This is a genomic window from Streptomyces tuirus, from assembly GCF_014701095.1.
Taxonomy (GTDB): domain Bacteria; phylum Actinomycetota; class Actinomycetes; order Streptomycetales; family Streptomycetaceae; genus Streptomyces; species Streptomyces tuirus.
In genome coordinates, this window is record NZ_AP023439.1 from 4,672,533 (window position 1) to 4,689,477 (window position 16,945).

A 16,945-nucleotide genomic window follows, 5' to 3' on the forward strand; every position below is an offset into this window, starting at 1 on the left:
CCGCCGAAGAGCCGGAAGGCGCCGCGCGCGAGCCTGTCGGGGGTGCGGTCTCGCTCGTCCTCCGTGGTCGGCGGAGGTACCACGATGATGCTGTACAAGGTGCTCTCCCCGTGCCTGAACAGCTACCACCGTCAGGGTAGGGCGACGCACCAGGGCCGTGCCCCCCTCGTACGGGTGAGACACGGCCCTTGGATGTGATTGGCGCGAACTGGTCCGGTCGTCGACCGGGTCCGTTCAGTACCGGGGGCGGTTGAACCAGGCCTTGCCGTTGGCATTGCCGACGAACACGGCCACCAGGATGGCGAGAACGGTGTGCACCAGGCCCACGATGACGAACGGGTAGATGCCGAGGACCGCCGTGATGATGGCGAAGACCAGGATGGTGACCCGGGCGCCGTTGCCGCCGTTCTTGAACTTGGTCGCCAGGACGGCCGCGAACACCAGCCAGGCCAGGCCGAACACCACGTAGCCCCAGATCAGGCCGGTCGAGTCACCGACCAGGTCCTGGAAGGCGGTGTTGTCCTTGAGGGACTCGTCGTCCTTCGCGGCGTTGAGGGCCACGGCGGAGAAGGCGAAGAGGGCCACGCCGAGGACCTGCAGACCGACGATCACCCAGAGCATCACGCGGGCCGCGCCCACCGAGCCGGGCATGGTGGTCGGGGCGGCCGGGCCGCCGTAGGGGGAGACCGGAGGGGCCTGCGGGTAGCCGTAACCGGGCGCCTGTCCCTGGCCCTGCGGGTATCCGTAGCCCGGCTGCTGCGGCTGCTGCCCCTGGGGAGCGCCGTAGGGGTTGTTCGGGTCGCCGTAGCTCATGGGGGCTTTCCTCCGTTGGTCCTTGTGCGGGGACGACGCGTGACATCCGCACGGAGGAAAACCTTCAGTATTGCGACCGTCCCCCCGTTGAGCTGCCCGCGGCACTTGTCATGTCATCGTTCTGCACCACTGACCGGCTTGTCCAGCCGCATTCCCGATGTGTTGTGCAAGTGCAACATCACCGATCATGGGCGGATACGGGGTGGGGGAGCCCCCGGTGCCCGGATTGCGGGCGGATTGGAACCGCGGCGGGGTCATCCGCGAGGATGGGGTCATGACCGCCCAGATTCTCGATGGCAAGGCCACCGCAGCCGCGATCAAGTCCGATCTGACCGCCCGCGTGGCGGCGCTGAAGGAGAAGGGCGTCACGCCCGGCCTCGGCACGATCCTGGTCGGGGACGACCCCGGCAGCCAGAAGTACGTCGCCGGCAAGCACCGCGACTGCGCGCAGGTGGGCATCGCCTCCATCCAGCGCGAACTGCCCGCCACGGCGACCCAGGAAGAGATCGAGGCGGCCGTCCGCGAGCTCAACGAGGACCCGGCCTGCACCGGGTACATCGTGCAACTGCCGCTGCCCAAGGGCATCGACGAGAACCGCATCCTCGAGCTGATGGACCCGGACAAGGACGCGGACGGGCTGCACCCGATGAACCTGGGGCGCCTCGTCCTCAACGAGCCCGCCCCGCTGCCCTGCACCCCGAACGGCGTGCTGACGCTGCTGCGCCGCTACGGCGTGGAGATCAAGGGCGCCGAGGTCGTGGTCGTCGGACGCGGCGTGACCATCGGCCGGCCGATGCCGCTGCTGCTCACCCGCCGCAGCGAGAACGCCACCGTGACGCAGTGCCACACCGGCACGCGTGACCTGTCGGCGCACCTCAAGCGCGCGGACATCATCGTGGCCGCCGCCGGTTCCGCCCACCTCATCCGCGCCGAGGACGTCAAGCCCGGCGCGGCCGTGCTCGACGTCGGCGTCTCCCGCAGCGCCGAGGGCAAGATCGTGGGCGACGTCCACCCCGACGTCGCCGAGGTCGCCGCCTGGATCTCCCCGAACCCCGGCGGGGTCGGCCCGATGACCCGTGCGCAGCTGCTCGTCAACGTGGTCGAGGCGGCGGAGCGCAGTGTCGGCTGAGCACCGGACCCCGAGCGGGGCCGAGCAGCGGACGTCGGGCGGGGCCGAGCAGCGGGCCCCGAGCGGGGCCGAGCAGCGGACGTCGGACGGGGCCGAGCAGCGGGCCCCGGGCGACGCTGAGCACCGGACCGCGGGCGAGCACGAGACGCCCGGCGGGCAGGAGAGGCCGCGGGGACACGAGTCACCGGAGGAACTCACCGTCCGGGACCCCGTCAGCGCGCCCGACGCCGAAGGGCGGCCGCGGCGGGCCACCCGGCGCTTCCCGCTGTTCACCAAGGACACCGCGCGGCCCGAGGGCGGTGGCCGGGCCGCGCCCGGGGACGCTCCCGCGCCCGCCCGGCAGTGGCCCGTCCTCGCCGTGCTGGGGCTGGCCGGGCTCGGGCTGCTCGTGACGGCGTTCGGCCAGTTCCGGATCGGCACGCTGCTGATCGGCGTCGCCCTGCTGAGCGGTGGTGCGATGCGCTGGCTGCTGCCGGACGTCGGCATGCTCGCCGTCCGCTCCCGCTTCACGGACATCGTCACCTACGGCCTGATGGGCACCGTGATCGTGCTGCTGGCGCTGATGGCACAGCCGGATCCGCTGCTGCAGATCCCGTTCCTGAAGGACACCCTGCACTTCACGGTCACCAGCGAATGACGAGGACGGCGGTCCGTCCCCTCCCCCGAGGAAGGACGGCCCGCCGTCACCACCCACCCTCGTGCACGGCGAACGGCCTGTTCAACGGCTGTCAGAGCGCTGTGGCACGGAAGTGACAGTTCCGGTACGTCCTGCTTCCGGTTCAGATCCGATACCGCACAAAGTGGTGCGACGACGGGGGTGGCAGGGACAATCAGGACGGTCCAAGGGGGTACCGCGCGCGGACACCGTGCTCCTGTGCGCCCCCCGGCGGGGAACTGAGATCCTGAGTGGACGCATCCCTGTGGGTATCCACATCGGGAACTCGGCCAAGGCCGCCAGGCGCGGGGCGAACAGCGCGAGAAATATCAGCACGACCGGGGGGAAGAGGGGGAGCAATGCCTCGTTGGAAGGCCTTGCCGGATGAGCTCGATCCACAGATCAGGGAGTTCACCAGCCAGTTGCGCAGACTCGTGGACCGCAGCGGTCTGAGCGTCGCGTCGGTTGCGGACCGCACGGGCTACAGCAAGACGTCGTGGGAGCGTTATCTGAACGGCCGGCTGCTCGCGCCCAAGGGCGCGATCGTCGCCCTGGCGGAGGTCACCGGCACCAATCCGGTGCACCTGACCACGATGTGGGAGCTCGCCGAGCGCGCCTGGAGCCGCTCGGAGATGCGTCACGACATGACGATGGAGGCCATACGGATCTCCCAGGCGCGCGCCGCGCTGGGGGAGTTCGGCGGGCAGGACTTCTCCGACCCCTCCGCCGGTGGCAAGGCGGCCTCGGCGGACGAGGGCAGGGCGGCCTCCGCGGGCGGCGGCAAGCCCGCCCGCCGGAGCGGCGGCACCACGGTCACGCCGGGCATCGCGGGACCGGCCGGTGTGGCCCCGACGGTGCCGCCGCAGCCGACGGCGCCCGAGGTCCAGGACTCCACCGGGGCGGGTGTGCGGGAGGAGAGCGGCCGGGCCGCCGAGCCCGAGGTCAACTCGTGGGGGCTGGCCGGGTACCAGGGTCCGTCACCGAGCGGCGGGCGCTCCGCGGGCGGGGGTGCGGGTGCGGCTGCGGGCGCGGGCCGGGGATCGCACCCCGGATCGTCCTCGGGCCTCGGGTGGACGCCCGGCGTCGGGGCCGACCCGTACGCCGAGCCCCAGGACGCCGTCCCGGGCGGGGCCGGTGGTGCGGGTGGTGCACGTGGTGCAGGTGGTGGCGGTAGTGCGGGCGGGACCCGTCGGACCGCCTCCGCCTCCGCCTCCGCCTCTGCCTCGTCCTCCGCCTCCGCCTCCGCGGGCAAGAAGCGGACCGTGACCTTCCTCGCGGGGGTCGTGGGCGTGCTCGTGGTGATCGCCGGCGCGTTCTACGTCACCGGCGGCGGTGGCGACGACGAGGCCAAGGGCGGCACCAAGTCGCCCTCGCCGACCGTCAGCAGCGACGCGAAGCTGCCGCCCGGCGTGAAGTGCAGCGGCGACAGTTGCACCGGCAAGGACGCGGAGGCCATGGGGTGCAGCGGTGATCTGGTGACCACCGCCCAGACCGCGACCGTCGGCACGACCGTCGTCGAGGTCCGCTACAGCGAGACCTGCAAGGCGGCCTGGGGCCGCATCACCCAGGGGACCCAGGGCGACGAGGTCCAGATCAGCTCGGGCAAGGCGAAGCAGACCGGCAGCATCACCGAGGCCGGTGACGCCATCGCCTACACCCCGATGGTCGCCGTGAAGAACGCCGCCGACGCCAAGGCCTGCACGACCCTGGCGGCCGGCCAGAAGGGCTGCACGAAGTAGTCGAGGGGCGGCTCCGCCGGGCCGACGGGTTGCGCTGCCTGGTCGCCGGGTGGCTCTGCCGGTCAGTCGGCGGGGCCGCTGGTCGCCGGGTGGCTCTGCTGGTCAGTCGGCGGATCCGCTGGTCGCCGTGGCTCTGCCGGTCAGCTGACGGAACCCCTGGTCGCCGGGCCGCTCTGCCGGTCAGTCGGCGGAACCCCTGGTCTCCGGGTGGCTCTGTCCGTCAGCTGACGGAACCCCTGGTCGCCGGGCCGCTCCGCCGGTCAGTCGACAGAACCCCTGGTCCCCGGGCCGCTCTGCCGGTCAGCTGACGGAACCCCTGGTCGCCGGGCCGCTCTGCCGGTCAGTCGGCGGAACCCCTGGTCGCCGGGCCGCTCTGCCCGTCAGTCGACGGAACCGCCGGTCGCCGTGTGGCTCCGCCGGTCAGTCGACGGAACCCCTGGTCTCCGGGCCGCTCTGCCCGTCAGTCCACCGAACCCCTGGTCGCCGACTGACGTCGCACCGGTAGACCTCCCGCCGGTAGACCTCCCGCCGACAGCCATCCCGCCGCTCGAAAACCCGCCCCCCAACCCGCGCGAAGAATTTCCGAACGGGAGGAATGTCCGCCGGAATCGGGGGCACGCGAACCGTACCCCCACGGGAGTCCGGCATGGTCGGTATCCCCCCAGGCGGCCGCTTTCGTCCCTCCTCTCCCGGACGGGCGGCCGCCTCTCGCGTAGGGGCGGGGCCGCGCGGAAGGGGGTTGTGGGCCGGGCCACACCGACCCGGACGTACGGGATCCCGGATGCGCGATAGCCTGACGGCTGGATGGATCTCTTGACGCCAAGAGATCGATCAAACGTCCGGGGCAGGGACCCCGCCCCACCGCCAGCTGTCATACGGAGAACGCCATGACCCGCACTCCCGTGAACGTCACCGTCACCGGCGCGGCCGGCCAGATCGGTTACGCCCTGCTCTTCCGCATCGCCTCCGGTCAGCTGCTCGGCGCGGACGTGCCGGTGAAGCTGCGCCTGCTGGAGATCACGCCGGCCCTGAAGGCGGCCGAGGGCACGGCCATGGAGCTGGACGACTGCGCGTTCCCCCTCCTTCAGGGCATCGACATCACCGACGACCCGAACGTCGCCTTCGACGGCACCAACGTCGGTCTGCTCGTCGGCGCCCGCCCCCGCACCAAGGGCATGGAGCGCGGCGACCTGCTGGAGGCCAACGGCGGCATCTTCAAGCCGCAGGGCAAGGCCATCAACGACCACGCCGCGGACGACGTCAAGATCCTGGTCGTCGGCAACCCGGCCAACACCAACGCCCTCATCGCCCAGGCCGCCGCCCCGGACGTCCCGGCCGAGCGCTTCACCGCGATGACCCGCCTGGACCACAACCGCGCGCTGACCCAGCTCGCGAAGAAGACGGGCTCGACGGTCGCCGACATCAAGCGCCTGACCATCTGGGGCAACCACTCCGCCACCCAGTACCCCGACATCTTCCACGCCACCATCGCCGGCAAGAACGCCGCCGAGGTCGTGAACGACGAGAAGTGGCTGGCCGACGACTTCATCCCGACCGTCGCCAAGCGCGGCGCCGCCATCATCGAGGCCCGTGGCGCCTCGTCGGCCGCGTCCGCCGCCAACGCCGCCATCGACCACGTCTACAGCTGGGTCAACGGCACCACCGACGGCGACTGGGTCTCCATGGGCATCCCGTCCGACGGTTCGTACGGCGTGCCGGAGGGGCTCATCTCCTCCTTCCCTGTCACCACCAAGGACGGCTCGTACGAGATCGTCCAGGGCCTGGAGATCAACGACTTCTCCCGCGCCCGGATCGACGCCTCCGTCAAGGAGCTCGAGGAGGAGCGCGAGGCGGTCCGCGCCCTCGGCCTCATCTGATCGGAACCCCTCGGGGTTCCGCGAAGGCCCCGCACCGGTTCTCCGGTGCGGGGCCTTCGCGCGTTCCGTGCGCGGCCACCTTCCGCACCGCCGCCCCTTTCATTCCCTTTTGTCCGCATCTCCCGTGACACAGCGCACTTTCGGCCACGGGTGCGCATGCAATTCCGGGAGTCGGGCAGGCGACCTCGGTCTCTTAGTGACACGTATGTGACACAGGGGCGCTGATCAGGAACGGAAGGCGAAGAGCGATCATGGCGGAAAGTACCGAACTTCAGGCGCGTGAAACCATCCATGCGGGAGGAGAATGGCGAGCGGCCATCTCCGGGGCCACCCGCGAGATCCTCGACCCGGCGGACGCCCTGCCCTTCGCCGTGGTCGCGGAAGGCGAGGAGAAGGACACCGATCTGGCGATCGCCGCCGCCCGGCGTGCCTTCGACGAGGGGCCGTGGCCGCACACACCCGTCGCCGAGCGGGCCGCGCTGCTGCGCCGCGTCGCCGACCTCCTCGTGCGGGACCGCGAGAAGCTCGGCCGGCTGGAGGCCCAGGACGCGGGCAAGACCGTCGAGGAGGGCCGCGTCGACATCGACTGTGTCGCCGACGCCTTCCGCTACTTCGCCGACCTGGTCGCCGCCGAGGCCCCCGGCCGGGTCGTGGACGCGGGCTCGCCGGACATCCACAGCGTCGTCGTGCACGAGCCCATCGGCGTCTGCGCGATGATCACGCCCTGGAACTACCCGCTGCTCCAGGCCAGCTGGAAGATCGCCCCCGCCCTCGCCGCCGGCAACACCTTCGTCATCAAGCCGAGCGAGATCACGCCGATGACGACGATCGCGGTCATCGAGCTGCTCGTCGAGGCCGGACTCCCCGCGGGTGTCGCCAACATCGTCACGGGCCCCGGGCATTCGGTCGGCGCGCGCCTGTCCGAGCACCCCGATGTCGACCTGGTCTCCTTCACCGGCGGCCTGATCAGCGGCACCAAGGTCGCCGAGGCCGCCGCCCCGACCGTGAAGAAGGTCGCCCTCGAACTCGGCGGCAAGAACCCCAACGTCGTCTTCGCCGACGCCTGCGCCACCGAGGAGGGCTTCGACACCGCCGTCGACCAGGCCCTCAACGCCGCCTTCATCCACAGCGGCCAGGTCTGCTCGGCCGGCGCCCGCCTCATCGTCGAGGAGTCGGTCCGGGACCGCTTCGTCACCGAACTCGCCCGCCGCGCCGAGAAGATCCGCCTGGGCCGCGGCACCGAGGACGGCGTCGAGTGCGGCCCGCTCGTCTCCGAGCAGCAGCGCGCCAAGGTCGAGATGTACGTCGAGTCCGCCCTCAAGGAGGGCGCGGTACTGCGCTCCGGCGGCAAGCGCCCCGAGCCGTCCGCGCAGCGTCCGGAGAACGGCTACTTCTACGAGCCGACCGTCCTCGACCACTGCCACCGCGAGATGCGCGTCGTACGGGAGGAGGTCTTCGGGCCGGTCGTCACCGTGGAGACCTTCCGGACCGAGGACGAGGCCGTCGCGCTCGCCAACGACACCGAGTACGGACTCGCGGGCGGTGTCTGGACCGCCGACGCGGGCCGCGCCCGCCGCGTGGCCGGCCGGCTGCGCCACGGCACGATCTGGATCAACGACTTCCACCCCTACCTGCCGCAGGCGGAGTGGGGCGGTTTCGGCAAGAGCGGAGTGGGGCGCGAACTCGGCCCCGCCGGCCTCGCCGAATACCGGGAGACCAAGCACGTCTACCAGAACCTCGCCCCGAAGCCGGTGCGCTGGTTCGCGGGCTGACCCCCGCCCCCCCGCCAGGCTCCCGCCCCGGACGGCCCACGGTTCCCCGGGGGGCCCGCCCGCGCCGGGCCCCCGGTTCCCCGCCGGGTCCCGTCTCCCGCCGGGCCCACGGTTCGCCGCCGGGCCCCGCGGGGCAGCCGCCCCCCGACCCGGGCTGACCGCCGACCCCCGACCCGGGCTGACCCCCACATCCCGGGCTGACGTCCCCGTCCCTCGAGCCCGTTCACTTCATCCCCACTGGAGCAAGTACGCCATGTCCCAGACCAGCCACGAGTACGACTACGTCGTGATAGGCGGCGGAACCGCAGGTTCCGTGATCGCCTCCCGCCTGACCGAGAACCCGGACGTCACCGTCGCCGTCATCGAGGGCGGCCCCAGTGACGTCGGCCGTGACGACGTGCTGACCCTGCGCCGCTGGATGGGCCTGCTCGGCGGCGAGCTCGACTACGACTACCCCACCACCGAACAGCCACGAGGAAACTCGCACATCCGGCACAGCCGGGCGCGCGTCCTGGGCGGCTGTTCCTCGCACAACACCCTGATCGCCTTCAAGCCGCTGCCGGCGGACTGGGACGAGTGGGAGGCCGCGGGCGCCAAGGGCTGGGGCGCGGTGCAGATGGAGGCGTACTTCGCGCGGCTCAACAACAACATCGTCCCGGTCGACGAGAAGGACCGGAACGCCATCGCCCGCGACTTCGTCGACGCGGCCCAGGAGGCCCTGGGCGTGCCGCGCGTGGAGGGCTTCAACAAGAAGCCGTTCACCGAGGGCGTCGGCTTCTTCGACCTCGCCTACCACCCCGAGAACAACAAGCGCTCCTCGGCGTCGGTGGCGTATCTGCACCCGGTGATGGACGAGCGGCCCAACCTGACGATCCTGCTGGAGACCTGGGCGTACAAGCTCCAGCTGGACGGTAACCGCGCCGAGGGCGTGCACGTGCGCACCAAGGACGGCGAGGAGATCCTCGTCAAGGCACGCAACGAGGTGCTGCTCTGCGCCGGTGCCGTCGACTCGCCGCGGCTGCTGATGCACTCCGGCATCGGCCCCAGGGCCGACCTGGAGAAGCTCGGCATCCCCGTCACGCACGACCTGCCGGGCGTCGGCGAGAACCTGCTCGACCACCCCGAGTCGGTCATCGTCTGGGAGACCAACGGCCCCATCCCGGAGAACTCCGCGATGGACTCCGACGCGGGCCTGTTCGTGCGCCGCGACCCCGAACGGCCGCACCCCGACCTGATGTTCCACTTCTACCAGATCCCGTTCACGGACAACCCGGAGCGACTGGGCTACCGGCGGCCGGAGTTCGGCGTCTCGATGACCCCGAACATCCCCAAGCCGAAGAGCCGCGGCCGGCTCTACCTGACCAGCGCCGACCCCGAGGTCAAGCCCGCCCTGGACTTCCGCTACTTCACCGACGAGGACGACTACGACGGCAAGACCCTCGTCGACGGCATCAAGATCGCCCGCGAGATAGCCAAAACCGAGCCGCTGGCCGGCTGGCTCAAGCGCGAGGTGGCCCCCGGCCCGGACGTCACCGGTGACGAGGAGCTCGGCGAGTACGCCCGCAAGGTCGCGCACACCGTCTACCACCCCGCCGGCACCTGCAGGATGGGCGCCGCCGACGACCAGCAGGCCGTCGTCGACCCCGAGCTGCGCATCCGCGGCCTGGAGGGCATCCGCATCGCGGACGCCTCCGTGTTCCCCACCATGACCACCGTCAACCCGATGATCGGAGTCCTCATGGTCGGGGAGAAGGCCGCCGAGCTGATCGGTGGTGGTGCGAAGTGACCGCGACCCTCGAACCCCCCACGGAGCAGACCATGGACACCACGCCCGTCTTCTCGGTGGAGGGCCTGTGGAAGGTGTTCGGCCCCAAGGCCGACCGCGTTCCCGGCGACCCCGAGCTCACCGCCCTCGACCCCGCCGAGCTGCGCTCCCGCACCGGCTGCACGGCCGCCGTCCGCGACGTCACCTTCGACGTGCGCAAGGGCGAGGTCTTCGTCGTCATGGGCCTGTCCGGCTCCGGCAAGTCCACGCTGGTGCGCTGTCTGACCCGGCTCATCGAGCCCACGGCCGGCACCATCGCCATCGACGGCGAGGACGTCCGCGCCATGGACCGCTCCCGGCTGCGCGAACTGCGCCGCCACCGCGCCGCGATGGTCTTCCAGCACTTCGGCCTGCTGCCGCACCGCACCGTCCTCGACAACGTCGCCTACGGCCTGGAGATCCAGGGCATGGGCAAGGCCGAGCGGCGCGAGCGGGCCGCCGAGGTCGTCGCCAAGGTCGGCCTCGAAGGCATGGAGCACCGCCGCCCGAGCCAGCTCTCCGGCGGCCAGCGGCAGCGCGTCGGCCTCGCCCGCGCACTCGCCGTCGACCCCGAAGTCCTCCTCTTCGACGAGCCGTTCAGCGCGCTCGACCCCCTCATCCGGCGCGAGATGCAGGAGGAGGTGGTCCGGCTCCACCACGAGGAGGGCCGCACGATGGTCTTCATCACCCACGACCTCCAGGAAGCCCTCAAGCTGGGCGACCGCATCGCCCTGATGCGCGACGGCCGGGTCGTCCAGCTCGGCACGCCCGAGGAGATCGTGGGCGCGCCCGCCGACGACTACGTCCGCGAGTTCGTCCGCGACGTCCCGCGAGAGCAGGTCATGACCGTCCGTACGGCCATGCGCCGCCCGTCGGCCGGCCAGGACGGCAGCGGACCGGCCGTGCGGCCCGACGCGACGGTGTCCGAGGCGATCGAGGCGGTCGCCCGCGCCGGCGCTCCGGCCCGGGTCGTGGACAAGGGCCGGTGCGTGGGCGTGGTCGACTCGGACACGCTCCTCGGCGTCGTCGCCGGCACGGAGCAGCCCGCTCCGCCCGGGACGGAGCAGCCCAAGGAGGCGGTCTGATGGCGAGCATCACCGCGAACCCGCCCCGCGTCGGCCTGCCCGGTCTCCTCAGGCACCGGGTGGTTCACAAGCTGCTGCTGCTCGCCCTGGCCGCCGCGATCCTCGTGCCGCTGGCCAACGCTCGCTGGGCGAGCGGCACCTGGCCGAGCGCGCTGACGCTCGACTTCTCCGAGCCGCTCGCCAAGGCCAGCGACTGGATCATCGACAACCGCGACAGCCACCCGCTGTTCCTGTACTTCTTCGGCCACGTCAGCAATGTCGTCGTCATCGCCGTACGGGCCGTCTACCTCGGCCTCCTGGCCGTCGGCTGGGCCGGCGTCACGGCCCTGGGCACTCTGGTCGCCTGGCGCGTCGCGGGCATCCGGCTCGCGCTCGGCACCGGCGTCGCGTTCCTGGCCTGCGGGCTGCTCGGCATGTGGGTGCCGACCATGCAGACGCTCGCCCTGATGGTCGTCGCGGTCCTCGCGTCGGCCGTGGTGGGCGTGCTGCTCGGGCTCGCCGCCGGGCTGTCCGACCGGATGGACCGCGTGCTGCGGCCGGTCCTGGACACCATGCAGGTGCTGCCCGCCTTCGCCTACCTCCTGCCGGTCGTGCTGGTCTTCGGCATCGGCGTCCCGGCGGCCGTCCTGGCCACCGTCGTCTACGCCGCCCCGCCCATGGCCCGCCTCACCTCGCTCGGGCTCCGCGGCGCCGACAAGGAGGTGCTGGAGGCCGTCGAGTCGCTCGGCTCCACGGCACGCCAGCGCCTGCTGACGGCCCGGATCCCGCTGGCCCGCAAGGAACTCCTCCTCGGGCTCAACCAGACGATCATGATGGCGCTGTCCATGGCCGTCATCGCCGCCGTCATCGGCGCGGGCGGTCTCGGTGACCGCGTCTACCAGGCCCTGGCCTCCGTGGATGTCGGTGCCGCCCTCGCCGCCGGTATCCCGATCGTGCTGCTGGCCGTCGTCCTCGACCGCGTCACCGGCGCGGCGGGGGAGAAGCTCGGCGCCGAACCCGAGCCGCACAGCGGCCGCGGCTGGCTCTTCGCCCTCGCCGGTGTCGTCGCCGTGGCGGTCGCCGGGCGGCTCGCGGGCCGCCTCGACTGGCCGGACGCCTGGGTCGTCGGCATCGCCGAGCCCGTCAACCGCGCCGTCGACTGGATGACCGCGCACCTGTACTCGGGCGTCCCCGTCGTCGGCGGCACCGCCGACTGGGCCGGCCACTTCACCACCTGGGTCCTCGACCCGATGCGCGACGGCCTCCAGGCGCTGCCCTGGTGGGCGGTCCTGCTGATCGTCGCCGCACTGGCCTGGGTCATCGGCACCTGGCGCACCGCGCTCACCGCCGTCCTTGCCATGGCCGCGATCGGCGTCCTCGGCGTCTGGAAGCCGTCTCTGGACACCCTCTCCCAGGTCCTGGCGGCCGTCGCCGTCACCCTGGTCGTCGGCTTCGCCGTGGGGATCGCCGCGGCCCGCAGCGACCGCCTGGAGCGGGCGCTGCGCCCGGTCCTCGACGTGTTCCAGACGATGCCGCAGTTCGTGTACCTGATCCCGGTCGTCGCCCTGTTCGGGGTCGGCCGCGCCCCGGCCGTCGCCGCCGCGATCGTCTACGCGCTGCCGGCCGTCGTCCGCATCACCACCCAGGGCCTGCGCCAGGTCGACCCGGCCGCGCTGGAGGCCTCCGGCTCGCTCGGCGCGACCAGCTGGCAGCAGCTGAAGCAGGTGCAGCTCCCGCTGGCCCGCCCGGCGCTGCTGCTCGCCGTCAACCAGGGCCTCGTCCTGGTCCTCGCCGTCGTCGTCATCGGCGGCCTGGTCGGCGGTGGCGCCCTCGGCTACGACGTCGTCTTCGGCCTCGCCCAGGGCGACCTGGCGACCGGTCTGGTGGCCGGCGGCGCGATCGTCTGCCTCGGCCTGATGCTCGACCGGGTGACCCAGCCCACCGAACGCCGCGCGAAGAAGGGAGCCTGACATGCGCGTCCGTACCACTGCCGCGGTCGCCGCGGTGAGCTCCCTGGCGCTGCTCACCGGCTGCGGCGCCGCCGACATGACCAAGCAGGCCTCGCCGTTCGCCAACGCCCAGGGCGCCAAGACGGTGACCCTGTCCGTGCAGTCCTGGGTGGGCGCCCAGTCCAACGTGGCCGTCGCCCAGTACCTCCTGGAGCACGAACTGGGCTACCGCGTCGACACCGTCCAGGTCGACGAGGTACCCGCCTGGGACGCCCTCAGCCAGGGCCGCGTCGACGCGCTCCTGGAGGACTGGGGCCACCCCGAGCAGGAACAGCGCTACGTCAAGGACAAGAAGACGATCGCGCCCGGCGGCGAACTCGGCGTCACCGGCCACATCGGCTGGTTCGTCCCGACGTACTTCGCCAAGAAGCACCCGGACATCACGAACTGGAAGAACCTCGACAAGTACGCCGACCGGTTCCGCACCCCGGAGAGCGGCAGCAAGGGCCAGCTGATGGACGGTTCGCCGTCCTACGTCACCAACGACAAGGCGCTGGTGAAGAACCTGAAGCTGGACTACCAGGTGGTGTTCGCCGGGTCCGAGGCGGCGCAGATCACGCAGATGAGGCAGTTCGCCAAGGAGAAGAAGCCCTTCCTCACCTACTGGTACTCCCCGCAATGGCTCTTCAAGAAGGTCCCGATGACCGAGGTGAAGCTGCCGCCGTACAAGGAGGGCTGCGACGCCGACCCGGAGAAGGTCGCCTGCGCCTATCCGCACACCCCGCTGCAGAAGTACCTCAACGCGGACTTCGCGAAGAAGGGCGGCAAGGCGGCGGCCTTCCTGAAGAAGTTCAAGTGGACGACCGAGGACCAGAACGAGGTCTCCCTGATGATCGCCGACAAGAAGATGACGCCGGAGGACGCGGCGAAGAAGTGGGTGGACAGCCACGAGTCCACGTGGAAGAAGTGGCTGTCCTGACGTCCGCTACGCCAGCCGGTCGGCGATCTCCCGCAGGGCCCGGGCGGCCCGTCGCTGGAGACCCGGCCCGAAGGTGATCCGGGTGGCCCCGAGCGCGCCGAGTTCGGCGGGCGAGGGGCCACCGTCGGCCGGGGCCCCCACGTTGACCGGCCCCTGGATCCCGGCCCGCAGCAGCGGCAGGATCCGCGGCGGGGCCCCGATCGGGTAGACGCAGTCGGCCCCGGCGGCGACGTACAGCGCGGCCCGCTCGATCGCCGGGCCGGGGTCGTCGGTCCCGCAGGCGAAGGTGTCGATGCGGGCGTTGACGAACAGCCGGTCACCGGCCGCCTCGCGTACCTCGGCCAGCCAGGCGGCGTGCGCGCGGGGGTCCTTCAGCACCCCGTCCGCGGAGTCCTCCAGGTTGCAGCCGACCGCACCCACCTCCAGCAGCCGCTCCACGAGGTCCTTGGGCGCGAGCCCGTAGCCGCCCTCCACGTCCGCCGACACGGGCACATCGACCGCCCGGACGATCCGGGCGACCGCCGCGAACATCTCGTCGGCCGGGACCTGACCGTCCTCGTAGCCGAGCGAGGCGGCGACCCCGGCGCTGGGCGTGGCGAGCGCCGGGAACCCGGCCTCGGCGAACACCCGCGCACTGGCCGCGTCCCACGGCCCGGGCAGCACGAGCGGATCACCGGGCACCCGGCCCCGGTGCAGCGCCCGGAACACATCGGCCTTGGTCATGGCGTGTAACCCCCTGGCGGAATCCGGTGACTCACCATCACCCGGTTCCAGTTGTTGATGGCGACGGCCAGCCCGATCAGATGGGCCAGCCGCGTCTCGTCGAAGTGCCGGGCGGCGCGCTCGTACACCGCGTCCGGCACGAACCCGGCCGTGAGGACCGTGACCGCCTCCGTCAGCGCCAGCGCGGCCCGCTCCCGCTCGTCGAAGACGCCCTCCGCCTCCTCCCACGCGGCCAGCAGATCGAGCTGCCGCTCACTCACCCCGTACGCGCGGGCGAGCGCGAGATGCATGTCCAGGCAGAACGCGCAGTGGTTGAGCTGCGAGGCGCGGACGACGACGAGTTCGGCGAGGGCCGGGTCGCCGAGCCCCTTCTTCGCGGCGGCGCTGACGGCCGACATGGCCCGCGCGACCGCCGGGTCCAGCAGCCGGGTCCGGGCCGTCACTTGTACTGGCCGGGCGCGTAGTGCCCCGGCGCCATCCGGCAGGTCACCCCGAACCGGTTCCAGGCGTTGATCACCGTGATCGCGGCGATGACCTGCGCCAGTTCGGCCTCCTCGAAGTGCTTCGCGGCGTTGTCGTAGACCTCGTCCGGCACGAACCCTCCACCAGAGCCGAAAGCCTGGGAGGTGCCCCCAGTCAGGACCGTCACCGCCTCCGTCAGCTCCAGCGCGGCGATCTCCTTCGCGGTGTAGAAGTGCCGTGACTCGTCCCAGGCGCCGAGCTGCACGATCCGCTCGACGCTCTCACCCGCCGCGAGAGCGTCCTTGGTGTGCATGTCGAGGCAGAACGCGCAGTGGTTGATCTGGGAGGCGCGGATCTTCACCAGCTCGTACAGCGTGGGGTCGAGGCCCTTACGGGCGGCGGTCTCCAGCCGGACCATCGCCTTGTAGACCTCGGGCGCGTGCTCGGCCCACTCCAGGCGGGCGGGCCGCTCGGGGGCGTACTCCACGGTGGTCGCGGTCTCGGTGTGCGTCGTCATGCCCTCGACCCTAGGAAGGAAGCAGCCCAGGGGTATGGTCCATTTCCATGGCGGAACCGTGGGCCACTTTGGGCATCGACCTGCTGGTGGAGCCGACCGGGCCGGGACTGCGCCGGGGCCTGACCGACGCCCTGCGCGAAACCGTGCGCTCCGGCCGGCTGGCCCCCGGCACCCGGCTGCCCTCCTCCCGCGCGCTCGCCGCCGACCTGGGCATCGCCCGCAACACCGTCGCCGACGCCTACGCCGACCTCGTCGCCGAGGGCTGGCTCACGGCCCGGCAGGGCTCGGGCACCCGGGTCACAGAGCGGCGGGTCGTCCCGCCGTCCGGCACGGCACCCCACCCCCGCGCCCTCACCCGCCCGGCCTACGATCTGCGCCCGGGCAGCCCCGACCTCGCGTCCTTCCCGCGCGCGGAGTGGCTCAAGGCGGCCCGTCGCGCCCTCACGGCCGCCCCGGATCAGGCCCTGGACTACGGCGACCCCCGTGGCCGCCCCGAGCTGCGGGCCGCGCTCGCCGGGTACCTCTCCCGGGCCCGGGGCGTACGCGCCGACCCCGAACGGATCGTGGTGTGCGCCGGGTTCGCGCACGGCCTGAAGCTGCTCGGCACGGTCCTGCGGGCGCGCGGCGCACAGACGGTCGCCGTCGAGTCGTACGGTCTCGACGCGCACGGGAGGATCCTGGCCGGGTCCGGACTGCGCACCACCGTGCTGCCCTTCGACCGACTCGGCACCGACCCGGGCGGGTTGGCGGCCGCCGAGGCCGTTCTCCTCACCCCCGCCCACCAGTTCCCCATGGGCGTGCCCCTGCACCGGGACCGCCGTACGGCCGTCGTGGACTGGGCCCGGCGCACCGGCGGACTGGTGCTGGAGGACGACTACGACGGTGAGTTCCGCTACGACCGGCAGCCCGTCGGCGCGCTCCAGGGCCTGGACCCCGACCGGGTGGTCTACCTGGGCACCGCCAGCAAGTCCCTCGCGCCCGGACTGCGGCTGGCCTGGATGGTGCTGCCGCCGGGCCTCGCCGAGGAGACCGCGGCCGCCAAGGGCGGCGTCGACACGTGCGGGGTGCTGGACCAGCTGACCCTGGCCGAGTTCCTCACCTCCGGCGCCTACGACCGGCACGTCCGGGCCACCCGGCTGCGCTACCGGCGCCGCCGGGACGCCCTGGTCGCCGCCGTGGCGGCCCGCGCCCCGCAAGCCCGTGTCACCGGCATCGCGGCCGGCCTGCACGTCCTGCTGCGCCTGCCGCCCGGCACCGAGCAGTCGGTCGTCCAGGCGGCGCACTGGCGGGGCCTCGCACTCCACGGACTCGCCCGCTACACCCACCCCGCCGCGCCGGCCGAGCCCGTCGACGCCCTGGTCGTCGGCTACGGCACACCCCCGGACCACGCCTGGTCCGGAGCGCTGGACGCGCTGTGCGCGGTCCTGCCCGGATAATCGCGCGGTTACCGGAAATGCGCCGG

The 16,945-nt window shown here is 72.2% G+C and carries 14 protein-coding genes and 1 pseudogene; 10 read left to right on the plus strand and 5 right to left on the minus strand.

The genetic code is table 11. The annotated features are described in order from the left end of the window. Window positions 1–2: 2 nt before the first annotated feature. A pseudogene (locus IGS69_RS35230) lies at window positions 3–98 on the minus strand (FHA domain-containing protein); the annotation flags it as partial. Window positions 99–234: 136 nt separating this feature from the next. After that, window positions 235–813: a hypothetical protein gene (locus IGS69_RS21615; RefSeq protein ID WP_190902186.1), complete on the minus strand. Its 579-nt coding sequence runs from the start codon at window positions 811–813 to the stop codon at window positions 235–237. A 274-nt stretch (window positions 814–1,087) separates the two neighbouring features. Here IGS69_RS21615 and IGS69_RS21620 point away from each other — a divergent pair, with 274 nt between their 5' ends. The 9 genes from IGS69_RS21620 to IGS69_RS21660 all read left to right on the plus strand — a co-directional run bounded on the left by IGS69_RS21620 (window position 1,088) and on the right by IGS69_RS21660 (window position 13,781). Then, window positions 1,088–1,942, plus strand: coding sequence for a bifunctional methylenetetrahydrofolate dehydrogenase/methenyltetrahydrofolate cyclohydrolase (locus tag IGS69_RS21620; RefSeq protein ID WP_031109204.1), 855 nt, complete (start codon window positions 1,088–1,090; stop codon window positions 1,940–1,942). Further along, on the plus strand, window positions 1,932–2,579 hold the full coding sequence (locus IGS69_RS21625; protein ID WP_190902187.1) for a DUF3017 domain-containing protein: 648 nt from the start codon (window positions 1,932–1,934) through the stop codon (window positions 2,577–2,579). The genes IGS69_RS21620 and IGS69_RS21625 overlap by 11 nt, the downstream gene beginning before the upstream one ends. A 395-nt stretch (window positions 2,580–2,974) precedes the next feature. Continuing rightward, window positions 2,975–4,336 (plus strand): helix-turn-helix domain-containing protein, encoded by a 1,362-nt coding sequence (locus IGS69_RS21630; protein WP_232543606.1) that lies wholly within the window; start codon window positions 2,975–2,977, stop codon window positions 4,334–4,336. 887 nt (window positions 4,337–5,223) lie between these two features. Beyond that, window positions 5,224–6,213 (plus strand): malate dehydrogenase, encoded by a 990-nt coding sequence (locus tag IGS69_RS21635; protein ID WP_190902189.1) that lies wholly within the window; start codon window positions 5,224–5,226, stop codon window positions 6,211–6,213. A gap of 251 nt (window positions 6,214–6,464) precedes the next feature. After that, a complete protein-coding gene (locus IGS69_RS21640) occupies window positions 6,465–7,985 on the plus strand; it encodes an aldehyde dehydrogenase family protein (RefSeq protein ID WP_190902190.1) in 1,521 nt (506 codons plus the stop codon). 253 nt (window positions 7,986–8,238) lie between these two features. After that, a complete protein-coding gene (locus tag IGS69_RS21645) occupies window positions 8,239–9,771 on the plus strand; it encodes a GMC family oxidoreductase (RefSeq protein WP_190902191.1) in 1,533 nt (510 codons plus the stop codon). A gap of 32 nt (window positions 9,772–9,803) precedes the next feature. After that, window positions 9,804–10,874: a quaternary amine ABC transporter ATP-binding protein gene (locus tag IGS69_RS21650; protein ID WP_190902192.1), complete on the plus strand. Its 1,071-nt coding sequence runs from the start codon at window positions 9,804–9,806 to the stop codon at window positions 10,872–10,874. Further along, window positions 10,874–12,823 (plus strand): ABC transporter permease, encoded by a 1,950-nt coding sequence (locus IGS69_RS21655; RefSeq protein WP_190902193.1) that lies wholly within the window; start codon window positions 10,874–10,876, stop codon window positions 12,821–12,823. The genes IGS69_RS21650 and IGS69_RS21655 overlap by 1 nt, the downstream gene beginning before the upstream one ends. A gap of 1 nt (window position 12,824) precedes the next feature. After that, the gene (locus tag IGS69_RS21660; RefSeq protein ID WP_190902194.1) at window positions 12,825–13,781 is read left to right on the plus strand and encodes an ABC transporter substrate-binding protein; all 957 of its coding nucleotides are present in this window, start codon (window positions 12,825–12,827) and stop codon (window positions 13,779–13,781) included. A gap of 6 nt (window positions 13,782–13,787) precedes the next feature. Here the strand turns inward: IGS69_RS21660 and IGS69_RS21665 are convergent, their stop codons facing one another. The 3 genes from IGS69_RS21665 to IGS69_RS21675 are packed head-to-tail and all read right to left on the minus strand — an operon-like array spanning window position 13,788 to window position 15,483. After that, the gene (locus tag IGS69_RS21665) at window positions 13,788–14,504 is read right to left on the minus strand and encodes an isocitrate lyase/PEP mutase family protein (RefSeq protein WP_190902195.1); all 717 of its coding nucleotides are present in this window, start codon (window positions 14,502–14,504) and stop codon (window positions 13,788–13,790) included. Continuing rightward, window positions 14,501–14,947, minus strand: a complete 447-nt coding sequence (locus IGS69_RS21670; protein WP_190902196.1) for a carboxymuconolactone decarboxylase family protein — start codon at window positions 14,945–14,947, stop codon at window positions 14,501–14,503. Before IGS69_RS21670 ends, IGS69_RS21665 begins: the two co-directional genes overlap by 4 nt. Then, window positions 14,944–15,483, minus strand: coding sequence for a carboxymuconolactone decarboxylase family protein (locus IGS69_RS21675; RefSeq protein ID WP_190902197.1), 540 nt, complete (start codon window positions 15,481–15,483; stop codon window positions 14,944–14,946). The genes IGS69_RS21670 and IGS69_RS21675 overlap by 4 nt, the downstream gene beginning before the upstream one ends. 47 nt (window positions 15,484–15,530) lie before the next feature. Between IGS69_RS21675 and pdxR the strand changes: the two genes are divergently transcribed. After that, complete coding sequence (gene pdxR, locus IGS69_RS21680) at window positions 15,531–16,919, plus strand: MocR-like pyridoxine biosynthesis transcription factor PdxR (protein ID WP_190902198.1); 1,389 nt, start codon at window positions 15,531–15,533, stop codon at window positions 16,917–16,919. Window positions 16,920–16,945: the final 26 nt, after the last annotated feature.

What these genes read in the sequence shown, in the direction of transcription:
- IGS69_RS21635 (WP_190902189.1), top strand. Translation starts at nt 5,224, where the DNA reads ATGACCCGCACTCCCGTGAACGTCACCGTCACCGGCGCGGCCGGCCAG.
- IGS69_RS21645 (WP_190902191.1), top strand. Translation starts at nt 8,239, where the DNA reads ATGTCCCAGACCAGCCACGAGTACGACTACGTCGTGATAGGCGGCGGA.
- IGS69_RS21640 (WP_190902190.1), top strand. Translation starts at nt 6,465, where the DNA reads ATGGCGGAAAGTACCGAACTTCAGGCGCGTGAAACCATCCATGCGGGA.
- IGS69_RS21675 (WP_190902197.1), bottom strand. Translation starts at nt 15,483, where the DNA reads ATGACGACGCACACCGAGACCGCGACCACCGTGGAGTACGCCCCCGAG.
- IGS69_RS21660 (WP_190902194.1), top strand. Translation starts at nt 12,825, where the DNA reads ATGCGCGTCCGTACCACTGCCGCGGTCGCCGCGGTGAGCTCCCTGGCG.
- IGS69_RS21615 (WP_190902186.1), bottom strand. Translation starts at nt 813, where the DNA reads ATGAGCTACGGCGACCCGAACAACCCCTACGGCGCTCCCCAGGGGCAG.
- pdxR (WP_190902198.1), top strand. Translation starts at nt 15,531, where the DNA reads ATGGCGGAACCGTGGGCCACTTTGGGCATCGACCTGCTGGTGGAGCCG.
- IGS69_RS21665 (WP_190902195.1), bottom strand. Translation starts at nt 14,504, where the DNA reads ATGACCAAGGCCGATGTGTTCCGGGCGCTGCACCGGGGCCGGGTGCCC.
- IGS69_RS21620 (WP_031109204.1), top strand. Translation starts at nt 1,088, where the DNA reads ATGACCGCCCAGATTCTCGATGGCAAGGCCACCGCAGCCGCGATCAAG.
- IGS69_RS21655 (WP_190902193.1), top strand. Translation starts at nt 10,874, where the DNA reads ATGGCGAGCATCACCGCGAACCCGCCCCGCGTCGGCCTGCCCGGTCTC.
- IGS69_RS21650 (WP_190902192.1), top strand. Translation starts at nt 9,804, where the DNA reads ATGGACACCACGCCCGTCTTCTCGGTGGAGGGCCTGTGGAAGGTGTTC.